The sequence below is a fragment of the Klebsiella sp. H-Nf2 genome (assembly GCF_002806645.1).
Classification (GTDB): Bacteria; Pseudomonadota; Gammaproteobacteria; order Enterobacterales; family Enterobacteriaceae; genus Klebsiella; species Klebsiella variicola.
The window spans coordinates 19,061-34,653 of the sequence record NZ_PIBL01000021.1 but is presented as its reverse complement, the minus strand read 5'-3'; the positions used below and the strand labels follow the sequence as shown (position 1 = coordinate 34,653).

The following is a 15,593-nucleotide window of genomic DNA, read 5'->3' as shown; positions in this document are numbered from 1 at the left end:
TAAACTTCGTAATGAATTACGTATGTTCACTCAGAGACTTGGTATTCATTTTTCGTCCGAGGACGTTAAGAATCCATGTCACTTTGAGTGCCCACACAGATTGTCTGATAAATTGTTAAAGAGCAGTTGCGACGCGCTTTAGCGCTCTGTCGCGAGGTGGCGTATATTACGCTTTCCTCTTTCAGAGTCAACCCTGAATTTCAGGATTTTTCTCTTCAACCGAACCGGCTGTTTGTGTGAAGTGATTCACATCCGCCGTGTCGATGGAGGCGCATTATAGGGAGTTCTCGAGCGCCTGCAATAGAAAAATGGCAGAAAAATGACTGACTGCTGCATTCCCCAGCAAAACCCCGCTTTATACCCTTTTACACACAGAATTATCCACAGAATCGCGACGAAACGCCGGCAAAAGCCCGGTGGGTCAGCTTCTATATAAGGAAGAAACAGTGGCTGAAAGAGAAAGATAAAAATTCGCGAGCGTTGCGCAAACGTTTTCGTTACAATGCCGCGCAATGACACGGATGCCCGGTTGGGTGCGTTAGGTGAGTTTTTAGGCAAAAACTCACCTAACGCTCTCTGTAATGTTCAAATCCTGGGGATTTAATACCATGCAACAACGTCGTCCAGTCCGCCGCGCTCTGCTCAGTGTTTCTGACAAGGCCGGTATCGTCGAATTCGCGCAGGCGCTTTCCGCTCGTGGTGTCGAGCTGCTGTCTACCGGCGGCACCGCCCGCCTGCTGGCAGATAAAGGCCTGCCGGTTACCGAAGTCTCTGACTACACCGGTTTCCCGGAAATGATGGATGGACGCGTGAAGACCCTGCATCCGAAAGTACACGGCGGCATCCTCGGTCGTCGCGGTCAGGATGATGGCATCATGCAGCAGCACGGTATCGCGCCTATCGATATGGTGGTCGTTAACCTCTACCCATTTGCCCAGACCGTCGCTCGTGAAGGATGCTCGCTGGAAGACGCGGTGGAAAACATTGATATCGGCGGCCCGACCATGGTGCGCTCCGCAGCGAAGAACCATAAAGACGTCGCTATCGTAGTGAAGAGCAGCGACTATGACGCCATCATTAATGAGATGGACGCCAACGAAGGCTCCCTGACGCTGAACACCCGCTTCGACCTCGCCATTAAAGCCTTCGAACATACCGCCGCTTACGACAGCATGATCGCTAACTACTTCGGCAGCATGGTCCCGGCCTATCACGGTGAAAGCAAAGAAGCCGCTGGCCGCTTCCCGCGCACCCTGAATCTGAACTTCATTAAGAAGCAGGATATGCGCTACGGCGAAAACAGCCACCAGCAAGCTGCCTTCTATATAGAAGAGAATGTAAAAGAAGCCTCCGTAGCGACCGCCACTCAGTTGCAGGGCAAAGCGCTCTCCTATAACAACATTGCCGATACCGATGCGGCGCTGGAGTGCGTGAAAGAGTTCAATGAGCCAGCCTGCGTGATCGTTAAGCACGCTAACCCATGCGGCGTTGCCGTCAGCGACTCGATCCTCGATGCCTACGATCGCGCCTATAAAACTGACCCAACCTCCGCCTTCGGCGGCATCATCGCCTTTAACCGCGAGCTGGATGCGGAAACCGCGCAGGCGATCATCTCTCGCCAGTTCGTCGAAGTGATCATCGCACCGTCCGCCAGCGAAGAAGCGCTGAAGATCACCGCCGCGAAGCAGAACGTCCGCGTACTGGTCTGCGGCCAGTGGGATGCCCGCGTTGCCGGCCTCGATTTCAAACGTGTCAATGGCGGCCTGCTGGTTCAGGACCGCGATCTCGGCATGGTCACCGCGGGCGAACTGCGCGTAGTCAGCAAACGTCAGCCGAGCGAGCAGGAACTGCGCGATGCGCTGTTCTGCTGGAAAGTAGCGAAATTCGTCAAATCCAACGCCATCGTCTATGCCAAAAATAATATGACCATCGGGATAGGCGCCGGTCAGATGAGCCGCGTCTACTCGGCGAAAATTGCCGGGATTAAAGCCGGTGACGAAGGTCTGGAAGTGAAAGGTTCCGCCATGGCCTCTGACGCCTTCTTCCCGTTCCGCGACGGCATTGATGCCGCAGCCGCAGTGGGCATCACCTGTGTGATCCAGCCGGGCGGCTCTATCCGCGACGACGAAGTGATTGCCGCCGCTGACGAACATGGTATCGCCATGATCTTCACCGACATGCGCCACTTCCGCCATTAATTCACGGAGCTACAGATGAAAGTATTAGTAATCGGCAACGGCGGGCGTGAGCACGCGCTGGCCTGGAAAGCGGCCCAGTCGCCGCTGGTTGATACCGTCTACGTCGCGCCGGGCAACGCAGGTACCGCGCTGGAGCCGTCGCTGCAAAACGTCGCCATCGGCGTTACCGATATTCCGGCGCTGCTTCGCTTTGCGCAGGATGAGAACATCGATCTGACGATCGTTGGCCCGGAAGCGCCGCTGGTCATTGGCGTGGTGGACGCATTCCGTGCCGCAGGGCTGACCATCTTCGGGCCAACCGAAGGCGCCGCGCAGCTGGAAGGCTCAAAAGCCTTCACCAAAGATTTCCTCGCTCGTCATCATATCCCGACGGCGGAATACCAGAACTTCACCGAGGTTGAGCCTGCGCTGGCTTATCTGCGCGAGAAAGGCGCGCCGATCGTCATCAAAGCTGACGGTCTGGCAGCGGGTAAAGGCGTTATCGTGGCGATGACCCTTGAGGAAGCTGAGGCGGCGGTCAAAGATATGCTGGCCGGCAACGCCTTTGGCGATGCAGGCCACCGCATCGTGATTGAAGAGTTCCTCGATGGCGAAGAAGCCAGCTTTATTGTGATGGTCGACGGCGAGCACGTCCTGCCGATGGCCACCAGCCAGGATCACAAGCGCGTCGGCAACGGCGATACCGGCCCCAACACCGGCGGTATGGGCGCTTACTCCCCAGCGCCGGTGGTCACTGATGAAGTCCATCAGCGCACCATGGAGCGGATTATCTGGCCAACGGTGAAAGGCATGGCCGCCGAAGGCAATACCTATACCGGTTTCCTGTATGCCGGTCTGATGATCGACAAGCAGGGCAATCCGAAGGTGATTGAGTTCAACTGCCGCTTTGGCGATCCGGAAACCCAGCCGATCATGCTGCGCATGAAATCCGACCTGGTAGCGCTGTGCCTCGCCGCCTGCGCCGGCAAGCTGGATGAGAAAACCTCTGAGTGGGATGACCGCGCGTCGCTGGGCGTGGTGGTTGCCGCCGGCGGCTATCCGGGCAATTACAACACGGGTGATGAGATCTTCGGCCTGCCGCAGCAGGAAGCGGCAGACGGTAAAGTCTTCCACGCCGGCACCAAACTGGCAGACGACCAGCGCGTCGTCACCAACGGCGGGCGCGTGCTGTGCGTGACCGCGCTGGGTGAAACCGTGGCGCAGGCGCAGCAGCGCGCCTATCAACTGCTGACCGATATTCGCTGGGACGGCAGCTTTAGCCGTAACGATATCGGCTGGCGCGCCATCGAACGTGAAAAGGCTAACGGCTAAGTTTTGCCAGCAGCGTTTTCCGCGTAATGCCTAACTGACGGGCGGCTTCGGTTTTGTTGCCGCCCGTTTTCTCCAGTGCCGCCAGAATCACCTCTTTTTCGACTTCCACTAACGGCTGAATCAGCGCGTTCTCGCTACCATCCGACGGCAACGGCGTGCCCGCTATCGCCAGCGGCAGTTCTCGTTCGGAGATATAGTTTCCGGTCAGCAGCACCACCGCCCGCTCCACCGCGTTTTCCAGTTCACGGATATTACCCGGCCAGGCGTAGTGGATCAGCAGGTCCATCGCCTGCGGCGTAAACCCCTGCACCGTTTTGCGGTTACGTTCGGCATAACGCTTGAGAAAGTGTTGCGCCAGCAGAGGAATGTCTTCCCGTCGCTGACGCAGCGGCGGCATATCAATGGTCACGACATTCAGGCGGTAATAGAGATCCTGGCGAAAACGCCCGGCGCTCACCTCTTCCGCCAGATTGCGATGGGTGGCGGCAATCAGCCGCACATCAACGGCAAGCGTCTGGTTACTGCCAACGCGCTGCACCTCGCGTTCCTGAATCGCCCGTAGCAGACGCACCTGCATCAATGGTGAGATATCGCCAATTTCATCGAGGAACAGCGTGCCGCCATCCGCCTCGACAAAACGCCCTTCCCGCCGCCGTTCCGCGCCGGTAAAAGCCCCTTTTTCATGGCCGAACAGCTCGGATTCCAGCAGCGACTCATTGAGCGCTGCGCAGTTTAGCGTCACCAGCGGCTTCTCGCGGCGCTCGCTGCAGGCGTGGATGGCGCGCGCCACCAGTTCTTTACCCGTTCCCGATTCGCCGCAGATCAGCACCGTCGCATCTGAGGGCGCCACCAACGTAATATTGTTGATAAGCGCCTGCATCGCCGGGCTATCACCAATCATGCCCCACCGTGAATCCGTCGCAACGCTGGGATCGCTCTCGTTCTGTTGCGTGTGCGCCAGCGCCTGAACCAGCGTCTGCTGCAGGGTGTCAAAATCCAGCGGTTTGACCAGGTAATCCAGCGCCCCGGACTTAATGGCCTCTACCGCCGTGCCAACGCTGGAAAACGCCGTCATGATCAGCACCGGTATCGCCGGGTTATAGGCCTTAATCTCTTTTAGCGTCGCGATGCCGTCCATCTCCGCCATACGGATATCGCACAGCACCAGGTCGAAGACCTGCTGATGGATCTGCTCCAGCGCCTGCAGGCCGTTGTGAGCTAATGCCACCTGATAGCCCCAGCCGCGTAGCAGCGCCTGCAGGATCGTGCAGTGACTGATGTCATCATCAACGACCAGAATCTGTACCTTATCGCTGCTCATCTTCCCTCCGTTGAGCCTCCACCGGTAGCCAAAGCGTAAATATCGCTCCAGCCCCCGGCTGACTTTCGGCGCGGATCGTCCCGCCATGTTGTTCGATAATATTCTGTACTACGGCCAGTCCCAGCCCGGTGCCGTCCGCCTTGGTGGTGAAATACGGCGTGAAGATGGCCTGCAGCTCTTCATCGCTCATCCCCTTACCGCTATCTGTGACGACAATCTTCACCCTCTGACGATCGGCTTCGCTTGCCGATACGCGAATGACGCCATCGCGGCCAATCGCCTGCATCGCGTTCAGGTACAGGTTCAACAGCACCTGGTTCAGGCGGTCAGCATCGGCGTTGATCGTGGTTAGCTCAGGGCGCGGAGTAAATTGCAGCGCGATCCCGCGACTCTGCGCATCCTGGCTTACCAGCTGCAATGAGTGCCGGATAAGCGCGTTGATATCCACCGGCTGGTAATTTAAATGCGCGGGTCGGACCAGCTCCAACAGCTCGCTGACGACCCGGTTCAGGCGGTCTGCCTCTTTGGCCATCACCTGCGCTAGTTGCTGCGCTTCGCCGCCTGGGGGAGTTCGCTCGGCAAAATACTTCGCCAACCCTTTAATCGAAGAGAGCGGATTGCGGATCTCATGCGCGACCCCCGCCGCCAGATGCCCAAGCGCCACCAGCTTTTCTTTGCGGGCCATCGCCTCCAGCAACTGCTTGCGTGAGCGACGATAGCGGTGGAACCAGAACTGAGCGAGGATCGTCGCCGCGATGACCAGCGCCGCAGCGCCCAGCATGATCATCATGTTACGCTGGCCGCGGGCCTGCGCCGCATCCAGCTCGCGGCTATCAAAGGCGATAAAAATCACCTGCGGGACGGTGGTTTGAGCCAGCACGCTGTTGCCGCGATTCATCATCCCCATATGATGGCCGCGAGCAGGATTGAGCGGGCGAAACTGGCGATAGATCTCCAGCGCTGGCTGCGGCTCGCTAAGCCGGCGCCAGCGGGCCTGTTCGCTAACGTTGAGTTCGCGCATCTGCGCCGGACTGTACAGCGCGTTATCCACCTGCTGCGGATCGCTGTGGGCGATGATTTTACCGTCTTCATCGGTCACCGCGAACCACAGCACACCGGGCTGCCAGGCCATCTCTTCCAGCAGCGCCTGCAACTGCGCGTGATGCATACGCATCCCCATCCCGACCCGCGTGCCGGACTCCAGCGCCCGGATCAGCACGCTCCCCTTTTCTTCGATGGTTTGCCGGGCCGCAGCGGTTTCGCGGCCATAGTCACGGACGATCATCGTGGAAAACAGAATAACCAACAGCACAATTGTGCCGGTCAGCAGCCAGCTCAGGGCATCAGCGGCAACGTCCCGGGAGAAAGGTTTGATCTTCATCGGCGAGTCCTTGTCATCTCCTTTTCGCTTTCAGCAGGATCCTTCAGCAGAAATCATGCCATTTTCCCACGCCGCCAATCCTGTTCTCAAACATATCGCCCGCGGTTTAGTGAGTAAAAATGACTCGCCTGACCCGCCTGGAACGGGTCATTTTTACTCACCTGCTCCATCGGCTCCTCACGCAGGCCCGTACGGGCAGGCTTTTTCAGGCTGGCATGGAAGATGCAATAACGAGAGAAACCACACAGGAGATAATGCCATGAAACGGAACCGTACCTTACCTCTCGCCCTCATCACCCTTGCCGCACTGACCTTTGGCAGCAACGCGGCCTGGGCCAGCCACCACTGGGACGACAACAACAGAATGGGCGCGCAGGGTTACAGCCAGCTGACCCAGGAGCAACAGGCCACCGCGCAGAAACTACATAACGATTACTATGCGCAAACCAGCACCCTACGCCAGCAGCTGCAGTCCAAACGCTATGAATACAACGCACTGCTCACGGCGCAAAAACCGGATAGCGGAAAGATTGAAGCCGTCGCTCAGGAGATGGAAGGCTTACGCCAGAAGCTGGATCAGCAGCGGGTGAAGTTTGATGTCGCCCTGGCTGAGGCAGGCGTTCCCCGTGGCGCAGGAATGGGATACAACGGCTGCCGCGGTAACGGCGGTGGTCATATGGGCATGAACCACTGGTAATCGTTAGAAGCTTTTTTCCGTCGGCTGCCAGGTGCAGAAGTTTTCATTGGCGACCAGCAATAGTTGAGAGCCTTCAGACGCCTCCAGCCAGGCAATGCTCACCGCGGCGGAGGAATGACTCTGGCGACGTTCAATATGCGCCAGAGCCCGGCTATCGAGGTCAGGCTTAACCGTCTGACCTTCGCAGGTCAGTACGGTATGCGCGGCAGCGTTCCAGCGCCCCTGACGCAGGACGACGCGTCCCTGCCGGAGAGCATCGCTGGTCTGGCGGATCTGCTCGGCGCGATAACGATACAGCGCGACCTGGTCGCTGGAGAGCTGTTGCTTCTGCCCGTCGACTTCCCGCTGCATAAAGCTGAGATCGCCCTGCGCGTCGAAGCGGGCGCGAATATGTTCCGGCGGCTTGCCGTAGACATTGAGTTCGATAAACGTCAATTGATCGCCCTGCCAGCGATATTCGCTGGTCGAGGTGTCCCCGTGACGCCACGGGCTGAAGGCGGCGAGAAGATGAACTTCATCGCCAGAATCTTTACGCCAGATGCGCATCGCCCCCTGATTATCCGCATAACCGCTGGCGGTAAACGGAGGAAGCGAGGCGTTATGGCTGCAGGCAGTCAGCAACAGAATACCCGCCAGCGCCAGAGGTCGGCGCCAGACAGACAAAAGGGGCTTAATAGCCCCTTCGATAAAACTGTTCACTGCCACGCGGTCTTACTTAACTGCGTCTTTCAGTGCTTTGCCAGAAACAAATGCCGGCACGTTAGCTGCAGCGATTTTGATCTCTTTACCGGTCTGCGGGTTGCGGCCAGTACGCTCAGCGCGGTGGTTCACTTTGAAGGTACCGAAACCAACCAGTTGAACAGCATCACCTTCTTTCAGAGACTCAGTAATTGCAGCCAGGGTAGATTCCAGGGCAGCTTTAGCCTGTGCTTTGGACAGGTCAGCTTTGTCCGCAATTACATCAATCAGTTGAGTCTTGTTCATAAGTTATCCTTACAATGTGTTTATCGCTTGCTAAGCATCGAGTGCGACGGAAATGCCAAAAAAGCACCCTCCTGCATACACGCACCGATAGCCACTTTTTTTCGCCCTCCAAATGTAGACCAGACGGGGGGCGGAATGGAAGCCTTCAGACGCTACAATTCAGGCGGTAAATCACGTTTTCTGGTCTCACTGCTGAAAATTTATACCAATATTGCTCTCACCGGCCTCACGCAGGTCCGCGCGCAGACCTTTTATCAGCTCAAGGTCACGCTCTTCACAGTCGGCCAACAGGCGGAAAATTTCCCACTGGATATCCCATTCCTGCTCTACCGCCGGGTTCGCTTTGAGTTCTTCATCGGTCATTTCACGACCAGCCTGGGTCATTTCCAGCATCGCCACGCTGGTGATGGATGACTTGCTTACCTCAATCGCGTGTTCAAGTGTTTCACCACTCAGACGCGAATGGATCAGTTCACTCAACGCCACACAGGCGTCGATCGCCGGATAAACACCGTACAGGTCGAAATCATCTGCCGCCGGGATCGCCTCTTCCAGCTTCTCCAGCTGGCTGTCGAAATTCACCTTCGCATCTTTAACCGTCAGCGTTTCCCAGATCAGGTCCAGGATACGACGGTACAGCTGGCCGTCGCCGAACTCGGTTTGCTTGCAGAACATAGCGTAGTTAGGGTACATACGCTCGCACAGGCAAGCCATAAAGGTGACATGCTGCCAGCTTTCCAGCTTCTCCAGGCGCAGGTGAATCGGGTTTTGTAACATGATGAATTCTCGAAGTCAGAAATTAGGCGCAGTGTACCTGAATCAGCCGTGATTTGCTTGCCAACGCACGAACGACGGCCGACGGGAAGCCACCGCATCGGCCCAGCGCGTCGGCTCGGGCAGACGATAGCCTCGCATACAGCGCTCGACCCACATTAAGGCGCTGTCCATCCCCACCCGATGGCCGGTGCTAATAAACAACGGGTTGCAGCGCACTTTGCTGCGCCAGACCCAGGCCAGTTGCTCATTTTTATCCATCAGCGGGGCCAGTGCGCCGGGCTCATCACCCATTTCGCCGATTTTTCCGCACAGCCGTTTTTTCGCCACGCCAATGGTCGGCACGTCAATCATCAGACCAAAATGGCTGGCGACGCCGAGCCGCCGGGGATGGGAGATGCCGTGGCCGTCAACGAAGAGCAGGTCAGGTTTCTGCGAAAGCTGCTCCCACGCCGCCAGCAGCGCAGGTGTTTCGCGAAACGAGAGAAAGCCGGGAATATACGGCATGGTGGTGGCGACGCGCGCCACCTGATACTCCACCAGCTCAAGCTCAGGCCAGGTCAGCAGCACCATTGCAGCTCGGGTCACTTCCCCTTCCTGCTCAAACCCGACATCCGCGCCGCCGATCAACGCCGGCGGGTCGCGATCCAGTCGATCCACACGCTCGACCGATGCGGCTAACTGTTGCTGTTGGGCACGTAGTGCGGCTAAGTCCATACGGCTTATCTCCTATTGGTGATAGGGTGCGGAAAGACGATGCACCGCTTCAACAAAGACGCCCGCATGCTGGGGGTCGACATCCTGATGGATGCCGTGACCAAGGTTAAAGACATGGCCTTCGCCCTGGCCGAAGCCGGCGAGAATAGTCGCCACTTCCTCTTCAATACGCGGGGCGGGCGCATAAAGCATCGACGGGTCCATATTGCCCTGTAGCGCCACTTTGTGACCTACGCGACGGCGAGCATCGGCGATATCGGTGGTCCAGTCGAGACCCAGCGCGTCACAGCCGGTCTCCGCCATCGCTTCCAGCCACTGGCCACCGCCTTTGGTGAACAGGGTCACCGGCACGCGGCGGCCTTCATTTTCCCGCAGCAGGCCATCGACAATTTTATGCATATAGTAGAGCGAGAACTGCTGGTAATCGCGACCGGTCAGCACCCCGCCCCAGGTGTCGAAAATCATCACCGACTGCGCGCCGGCTTTGATCTGCGCGTTGAGGTACAGGGTGACGCTTTTCGCCAGCTTCTCCAGCAGCGCATGCAGCGCCTGCGGTTCGGCGTACATCATCTTTTTGATCACGGTGAACGCTTTGCTGCTGCCGCCTTCCACCATGTAGGTCGCCAGCGTCCACGGGCTACCCGAGAAGCCGATCAGCGGCACTTCGCCTTTCAGTTCGCGACGAATGGTACGCACGGCGTTCATTACGTAGCCCAGTTCCTGCTCCGGATCCGGGATCGGCAGCTTGTCGACGTCGGCTTTGCTTTTTACCGGCGAGGTGAAGCGCGGGCCTTCGCCGGCTTCAAAGTACAGCCCCAGACCCATCGCGTCCGGGATCGTCAGGATGTCCGAAAAGAGGATCGCCGCATCCAGCGGGTAACGACGCAGCGGCTGGAGCGTCACTTCGCAGGCCAGCTCGGCATTTTTACACAGCGACATAAAGTCGCCCGCTTGCGCACGGGTGGCTTTGTACTCCGGTAAATAGCGGCCCGCCTGGCGCATCATCCACACCGGGGTGACATCAACCGGCTGACGCAGCAGCGCGCGCAGGTAACGATCGTTTTTCAGTTCGGTCATTTTTACATTCCTTTAGCGTTGATGCGCCCAGTGTAACATGTCACTCGAACTCTGCCCGACACATCGCCACCGTATCTTCGATCAGGCGTCGCGCTACCGTTCCCGGCGGTGGCAGGAGCGGCAGATTGTCATAGCGGTACCAGTCTGCGGTCAGCAGCTCTTTTTTGTCGACCACGATATCGCCATCCGCGTAATCAGCCATAAAGGCGGTCATCAGCGACTGCGGGAACGGCCACGGCTGAGAGGTCACATAACGCAGGTTTTTCACCTTGATGCCGCTCTCCTCCATCACCTCGCGGGCGACGGCCTGCTCAAGGGTTTCACCCACTTCGACAAATCCGGCCAGCACGGTGTGCACGCCGTTACGATGCCGGGTATGCTGCGCCAGCAGGATCGAATCGTCGCGACGGATAGCGACGATAATGCAAGGAGCAATTTGTGGGTAGTAGCGTTCACGGCAGTGGCTGCACAGCATTGCCCATTCGCTTTTGCTGGCATGCATCGGATGGCCACAGTAGCCGCAAAATTTATGCGATCGATAAAATTCGGCGAGCTGGATCCCTCGCCCCGCCAACTGGAAGAGCCCCGGATCCTGATCCAGCACCTGGCGTAACGATCCCATGTCATGACGGCGATCCTGACGCACCATCCAGACGGACTCGCCCTGCCACTCGCCAATATGCAGCGCATGCTGGCCGACAAGATCGAAATTAACCGCTTCGCCATGTGGTAATTCTCCACCAGGCAACCATAATTTTTGTTCGTGACTGACAACCCACCAGCCGCGATCTAATTTTTCAATAATACGATCCATATCTATTGCACTACCTTTGCTTCACTGGCATGTTGTTAACATTATATTTACATTTTGGTGAGCAGATTTAAAATCAAAACTTGCGGAGTCAATCATGCTAAACCAGCTGGAAAACCTGACGGAGCGCGTTGGCGGTAGTAATGAACTGGTCGATCGCTGGCTACAAGTGCGTAAGCATCTGCTCGTGGCTTACTACAATCTGGTTGGCCTGAAACCGGGCAAAGAGTCATTTATGCGGCTAAACGAAAGAGCACTGGATGACTTTTGCCAAAGTCTGGTGGATTACCTCTCATCTGGTCATTTTAGTATTTATGAACGCATTATTGGCGAAATGGAAGGCGATACCCCACTTTTAGCCGCCACCCGGCTTTATCCACAGCTGGAAGCCAATACCCAGCAGATGATGGACTACTACGATACCTGCCTCGAAAACGCTATCGATCACGATAACTACCTTGAATTTCAGCAGGCGCTGTCGGATATCGGCGAGTCGCTGGAAGCACGTTTTGCGCTGGAAGATAAACTGATCGCCCTTGCTGTCGCGCATAACCTGAGCAATGACGTGCACGATAATATTGCGCCGACTGCTTGAGTTGTGCGCAATTAACGAGTAGTTTACCTCCATTCCCCCTCTCCGGAGGGGATGTCATCTTGTCGGAGTGCCTATTTTCCATGCGCAGGCTAACGTGGAAAAGGCTGAGACCGTTAATTCGGGATCCGCGGAACCTGATCAGGCTAATACCTGCGAAGGGAACAAGAGTAAACTGCTGGTCGCACCTTTCCGTTATGGACTGGTCGCATCTGTTACTCCATCCGTCGTCTGACAAGCCATCTCCTTGTTTAACTGGAATGCGCTATGTCTACTACCAAACTCACCCGTCGGGAACAACGCGAGCACGCGCAGCGATTCATTGATACGCTGGCAGGTACCGCTTTTCCCAATTCACACCGCATCTACGTTCACGGCTCACAAGCGGATATCCGCGTCCCGATGCGTGAAATTCAGCTCAGCCCGACGCGCGTCGGCGGCGATAACGACAATCCCCAGTACGAAGCCAATGAGCCGATTCCGGTGTATGACACCTCCGGGCCTTATGGCGACCCGGATATTGGCATTGATGTCCGCCAGGGGCTGGCAAAGCTGCGCCAGCCGTGGATCGACGCGCGTAACGACTGCGCGCCGCTCAGCGAACGTAGCTCGGCTTACACTAAAGCACGGCTGGCCGACGACGGCCTCGATGAGCTGCGCTTCAGCGGCCTGCTGACGCCCAAACGCGCCGTATCTGGCAAATGCGTGACGCAACTGCACTACGCCCGCCAGGGGATCGTCACCCCGGAGATGGAGTTCATCGCCATTCGCGAAAACATGGGTCGCGAACGTATCCGCAGCGAGGTTCTGCGCCAGCAGCATGCCGGGGAAGGCTTCGGTGCCCGCCTGCCGGAAAACATTACCCCCGAGTTCGTTCGCGATGAAGTTGCCGCCGGGCGCGCCATCATCCCGGCCAACATCAACCACCCGGAATCTGAGCCGATGATTATCGGCCGCAATTTCCTGGTGAAAGTGAATGCCAATATCGGCAACTCGGCGGTGACCTCTTCCATCGAAGAGGAGGTGGAAAAACTGGTCTGGTCAACCCGCTGGGGCGCCGACACGGTGATGGACCTCTCCACCGGCCGCTATATCCACGAAACCCGCGAGTGGATCCTGCGCAACAGCCCGGTGCCGATTGGTACCGTCCCGATTTACCAGGCGCTGGAGAAGGTCAACGGTATTGCCGAGAACCTCACCTGGGAAGCCTTCCGCGATACCCTGCTGGAACAGGCAGAACAGGGCGTCGACTACTTCACGATTCATGCCGGCGTGTTGCTGCGCTACGTGCCGATGACGGCGAAGCGCCTGACCGGTATCGTGTCGCGCGGTGGTTCAATCATGGCCAAATGGTGCTTGTCGCACCATCAGGAAAATTTCCTCTACCAGCACTTCCGCGAAATCTGCGAAATCTGCGCCGCCTATGACGTTTCGCTGTCCCTCGGCGATGGCCTGCGCCCCGGCTCGATCCAGGATGCCAACGACGAGGCGCAGTTTTCCGAGCTGCGCACCCTCGGCGAACTGACGAAAATCGCCTGGGAGTATGACGTGCAGGTGATGATCGAAGGCCCCGGCCACGTGCCGATGCAGATGATCCGCCGCAATATGACTGAAGAGCTGGAGCACTGCCATGAAGCGCCGTTCTATACCTTAGGGCCGCTCACCACCGACATCGCGCCAGGCTACGACCATTTCACCTCCGGCATTGGTGCGGCGATGATCGGCTGGTTCGGCTGCGCCATGCTGTGCTACGTCACGCCAAAAGAACATCTCGGCCTGCCCAACAAAGAGGATGTGAAGCAGGGGCTGATTACCTACAAAATTGCCGCCCACGCCGCTGACCTCGCGAAAGGCCACCCGGGCGCGCAGATCCGCGATAACGCGATGTCAAAAGCACGTTTCGAATTCCGCTGGGAAGACCAGTTCAACCTCGCGCTCGATCCCTTCACCGCGCGGGCCTATCACGATGAAACCCTGCCGCAGGAGTCCGGCAAAGTCGCCCACTTCTGTTCCATGTGCGGGCCGAAATTCTGCTCAATGAAGATCACCCAGGAAGTCCGCGACTACGCCGCCAGGCAGGCCATCGACGCCGGAATGGCCGATATGTCGAATAACTTCCGCGCCCGTGGCGGCGAAATCTACCTCAAACAGGAGGAAGCCTGATGTATCAACCTGATTTTCCAGCCGTCCCATTTCGTCTCGGACTCTACCCGGTGGTTGACAGCGTGGCGTGGATTGAGCGCCTGCTGGAGGCGGGAGTGCGTACTATTCAGCTGCGCATCAAAGACCAACGCGACAGCGACGTTGAAGATGACGTCATCGCCGCCATCGCCCTTGGCCGTCGGTATCACGCCCGGTTGTTCATTAACGATTACTGGCGGCTGGCGATTAAGCACCAGGCCTACGGTGTACACCTGGGGCAAGAAGATCTGGAAACCACCGATCTGAGCGCCATCCGCAAAGCCGGGCTGCGCCTTGGTGTTTCCACCCATGACGATATGGAGATTGACGTCGCGCTGGCGGCTCGACCTTCCTACATCGCACTGGGTCACGTCTTCCCGACACAAACCAAACAGATGCCTTCCGCGCCGCAGGGCCTCAAGCAACTTGCCGGGCATATTCAGCGGCTGGCGGATTACCCCACCGTCGCGATCGGCGGGATTAGCCTTGATAAAGCACCGGGCGTGCTGGCGACTGGCGTCGGCAGCATCGCGGTGGTCAGCGCCATTACCCAGGCGGCGGACTGGCGGGCAGCGACCGACCAGCTGCTGGCGCTGGCGGGAGCAGGCGATGAATGATCACGACTTTATGCGCTATAGCCGCCAGCTGCTGCTGGAGGATATCGCCATCGAGGGGCAGCAGAAGCTGTTAGCCAGCCGGGTGCTGATTATCGGCCTTGGCGGGCTGGGCTCCCCGGCGGCGCTGTATCTTGCCGGAGCGGGCGTCGGGACGCTGACCCTGGCCGATGACGATGCGGTACATCTCAGCAACCTGCAGCGGCAGATCCTGTTCACCAGCGAGGATATCGACCGGCCAAAAGCCGCGGCGGCAAAGACCCGGCTCAGTCAGCTAAACCCGCAGATCAAACTGGTTGCGCTCCAGCAACGTCTGAGCGGCGAGGCGCTGCGCGCTGAGGTGGCGAAAGCGGACGTGGTGCTGGACTGCACCGATAACATGGTGACCCGCCAGGCGATCAACGCCGCCTGTGTGGCCCTCGACACCCCGTTAGTGACCGCCAGCGCCGTCGGCTTCGGTGGTCAGTTGATGGTGCTCACTCCCCCCTGGGCGCAGGGCTGCTATCGCTGCCTGTGGCCGGATAGCGACGAACCGCAGCGCAACTGCCGCACCGCGGGGATCGTCGGCCCGGTCGTCGGCATGATGGGCACGCTGCAGGCGCTGGAGGCGATTAAGCTGCTCAGCGGCATGACGACGCCGCGTAATACCCTGCGGCTGTTCGACGCCCGCACCAGCAACTGGCGCAACCTGGCGCTACAGCGCTCCCGGAGCTGCCCGGTGTGCGGAGGGCGACATGCAGATTTGGTTTAACGACGAGCCGCTGGCATGTGCCGACAATCTCAGCGTCAGCGCCCTGCTGACCCAGCTCGAACAGCTGCAGCCGGGCGTTGCGCTGGCGCTCAATCAACACATCCTGCCGCGCGAGCGGTGGGAAGATCATCTCTTGCAGGAAGGCGATCGGATCCTGCTTTTTCAGGTTATCGCTGGAGGCTGA

Annotated in this window: 16 protein-coding genes and 1 riboswitch; of the genes, 8 read left to right on the top strand and 8 right to left on the bottom strand. The window is 58.2% G+C overall.

All coding sequences use genetic code 11. The features are described 5' to 3' along the window. The first annotated feature begins 608 nt into the window (after positions 1–608). Positions 609–2,198 carry a bifunctional phosphoribosylaminoimidazolecarboxamide formyltransferase/IMP cyclohydrolase gene (gene purH, locus CWM58_RS27180; protein WP_100682191.1) on the top strand — a complete coding sequence of 530 codons (1,590 nt, stop codon included), beginning with the start codon at positions 609–611 and terminating at the stop codon, positions 2,196–2,198. Positions 2,199–2,213: 15 nt separating this feature from the next. Then, on the top strand, positions 2,214–3,509 hold the full coding sequence (gene purD / locus CWM58_RS27175) for a phosphoribosylamine--glycine ligase (RefSeq protein WP_060876755.1): 1,296 nt from the start codon (positions 2,214–2,216) through the stop codon (positions 3,507–3,509). On the opposite strand, the gene zraR is transcribed toward purD, so the two are convergent. Continuing rightward, positions 3,499–4,830 (bottom strand): sigma-54-dependent response regulator transcription factor ZraR, encoded by a 1,332-nt coding sequence (gene zraR, locus CWM58_RS27170; protein ID WP_100682190.1) that lies wholly within the window; start codon positions 4,828–4,830, stop codon positions 3,499–3,501. The two genes, purD and zraR, sit on opposite strands and share 11 nt — an antisense overlap. Further along, a complete protein-coding gene (zraS, locus tag CWM58_RS27165; RefSeq protein ID WP_100682189.1) occupies positions 4,817–6,211 on the bottom strand; it encodes a two-component system sensor histidine kinase ZraS in 1,395 nt (464 codons plus the stop codon). The genes zraR and zraS overlap by 14 nt, the downstream gene beginning before the upstream one ends. 259 nt (positions 6,212–6,470) lie before the next feature. On the opposite strand from zraS, the gene zraP reads away from it, so the two are divergent. Continuing rightward, the gene (zraP, locus tag CWM58_RS27160; protein ID WP_100682193.1) at positions 6,471–6,908 is read left to right on the top strand and encodes a zinc resistance sensor/chaperone ZraP; all 438 of its coding nucleotides are present in this window, start codon (positions 6,471–6,473) and stop codon (positions 6,906–6,908) included. A gap of 3 nt (positions 6,909–6,911) precedes the next feature. Here zraP and CWM58_RS27155 read toward each other — a convergent pair whose 3' ends face one another. From CWM58_RS27155 to nudC, 6 genes are all read right to left on the bottom strand, one after another. After that, positions 6,912–7,607: a DUF1481 domain-containing protein gene (locus CWM58_RS27155; RefSeq protein ID WP_060876757.1), complete on the bottom strand. Its 696-nt coding sequence runs from the start codon at positions 7,605–7,607 to the stop codon at positions 6,912–6,914. 12 nt (positions 7,608–7,619) lie between these two features. After that, positions 7,620–7,892, bottom strand: coding sequence for a nucleoid-associated protein HU-alpha (hupA, locus tag CWM58_RS27150; RefSeq protein ID WP_002884342.1), 273 nt, complete (start codon positions 7,890–7,892; stop codon positions 7,620–7,622). Positions 7,893–8,078: 186 nt separating this feature from the next. Further along, positions 8,079–8,669, bottom strand: coding sequence for a YjaG family protein (locus CWM58_RS27145; RefSeq protein WP_060876751.1), 591 nt, complete (start codon positions 8,667–8,669; stop codon positions 8,079–8,081). Between the two features lie 42 nt (positions 8,670–8,711). Continuing rightward, entirely contained in the window at positions 8,712–9,383 is a 672-nt protein-coding gene (gene nfi, locus CWM58_RS27140) for a deoxyribonuclease V (RefSeq protein WP_061156149.1), read from the bottom strand. A 12-nt stretch (positions 9,384–9,395) separates the two neighbouring features. After that, the gene (hemE, locus tag CWM58_RS27135) at positions 9,396–10,460 is read right to left on the bottom strand and encodes a uroporphyrinogen decarboxylase (RefSeq protein WP_074387387.1); all 1,065 of its coding nucleotides are present in this window, start codon (positions 10,458–10,460) and stop codon (positions 9,396–9,398) included. A 40-nt stretch (positions 10,461–10,500) separates the two neighbouring features. After that, complete coding sequence (gene nudC, locus CWM58_RS27130) at positions 10,501–11,274, bottom strand: NAD(+) diphosphatase (protein WP_008807994.1); 774 nt, start codon at positions 11,272–11,274, stop codon at positions 10,501–10,503. Between the two features lie 94 nt (positions 11,275–11,368). Here nudC and CWM58_RS27125 point away from each other — a divergent pair, with 94 nt between their 5' ends. The 5 genes from CWM58_RS27125 (at position 11,369) to thiS (ending at position 15,593) form a co-directional block, all read left to right on the top strand. Next, positions 11,369–11,866, top strand: coding sequence for an Rsd/AlgQ family anti-sigma factor (locus CWM58_RS27125; protein ID WP_061156151.1), 498 nt, complete (start codon positions 11,369–11,371; stop codon positions 11,864–11,866). A 53-nt stretch (positions 11,867–11,919) separates the two neighbouring features. Next, positions 11,920–12,044, top strand: a riboswitch (TPP riboswitch). 86 nt (positions 12,045–12,130) lie between these two features. Beyond that, positions 12,131–14,026 (top strand): phosphomethylpyrimidine synthase ThiC, encoded by a 1,896-nt coding sequence (thiC, locus tag CWM58_RS27120; protein WP_100682188.1) that lies wholly within the window; start codon positions 12,131–12,133, stop codon positions 14,024–14,026. Then, positions 14,026–14,661 carry a thiamine phosphate synthase gene (thiE, locus tag CWM58_RS27115; RefSeq protein WP_100682187.1) on the top strand — a complete coding sequence of 212 codons (636 nt, stop codon included), beginning with the start codon at positions 14,026–14,028 and terminating at the stop codon, positions 14,659–14,661. The genes thiC and thiE overlap by 1 nt, the downstream gene beginning before the upstream one ends. Continuing rightward, entirely contained in the window at positions 14,654–15,409 is a 756-nt protein-coding gene (gene thiF, locus CWM58_RS27110; protein WP_100682186.1) for a thiazole biosynthesis adenylyltransferase ThiF, read from the top strand. The genes thiE and thiF overlap by 8 nt, the downstream gene beginning before the upstream one ends. Next, positions 15,393–15,593 carry a sulfur carrier protein ThiS gene (gene thiS, locus CWM58_RS27105; RefSeq protein WP_060876744.1) on the top strand — a complete coding sequence of 67 codons (201 nt, stop codon included), beginning with the start codon at positions 15,393–15,395 and terminating at the stop codon, positions 15,591–15,593. Before thiF ends, thiS begins: the two co-directional genes overlap by 17 nt.

Excerpts from the sequence above, each read along its gene's own strand:
- purH (WP_100682191.1), top strand. The coding sequence starts at position 609 with ATGCAACAACGTCGTCCAGTCCGCCGCGCTCTGCTCAGTGTTTCTGAC.
- purD (WP_060876755.1), top strand. The coding sequence starts at position 2,214 with ATGAAAGTATTAGTAATCGGCAACGGCGGGCGTGAGCACGCGCTGGCC.
- zraR (WP_100682190.1), bottom strand. The coding sequence starts at position 4,830 with ATGAGCAGCGATAAGGTACAGATTCTGGTCGTTGATGATGACATCAGT.
- zraS (WP_100682189.1), bottom strand. The coding sequence starts at position 6,211 with ATGAAGATCAAACCTTTCTCCCGGGACGTTGCCGCTGATGCCCTGAGC.
- zraP (WP_100682193.1), top strand. The coding sequence starts at position 6,471 with ATGAAACGGAACCGTACCTTACCTCTCGCCCTCATCACCCTTGCCGCA.
- hupA (WP_002884342.1), bottom strand. The coding sequence starts at position 7,892 with ATGAACAAGACTCAACTGATTGATGTAATTGCGGACAAAGCTGACCTG.
- CWM58_RS27145 (WP_060876751.1), bottom strand. The coding sequence starts at position 8,669 with ATGTTACAAAACCCGATTCACCTGCGCCTGGAGAAGCTGGAAAGCTGG.
- nfi (WP_061156149.1), bottom strand. The coding sequence starts at position 9,383 with ATGGACTTAGCCGCACTACGTGCCCAACAGCAACAGTTAGCCGCATCG.
- hemE (WP_074387387.1), bottom strand. The coding sequence starts at position 10,460 with ATGACCGAACTGAAAAACGATCGTTACCTGCGCGCGCTGCTGCGTCAG.
- nudC (WP_008807994.1), bottom strand. The coding sequence starts at position 11,274 with ATGGATCGTATTATTGAAAAATTAGATCGCGGCTGGTGGGTTGTCAGT.
- CWM58_RS27125 (WP_061156151.1), top strand. The coding sequence starts at position 11,369 with ATGCTAAACCAGCTGGAAAACCTGACGGAGCGCGTTGGCGGTAGTAAT.
- thiC (WP_100682188.1), top strand. The coding sequence starts at position 12,131 with ATGTCTACTACCAAACTCACCCGTCGGGAACAACGCGAGCACGCGCAG.
- thiE (WP_100682187.1), top strand. The coding sequence starts at position 14,026 with ATGTATCAACCTGATTTTCCAGCCGTCCCATTTCGTCTCGGACTCTAC.
- thiF (WP_100682186.1), top strand. The coding sequence starts at position 14,654 with ATGAATGATCACGACTTTATGCGCTATAGCCGCCAGCTGCTGCTGGAG.
- thiS (WP_060876744.1), top strand. The coding sequence starts at position 15,393 with ATGCAGATTTGGTTTAACGACGAGCCGCTGGCATGTGCCGACAATCTC.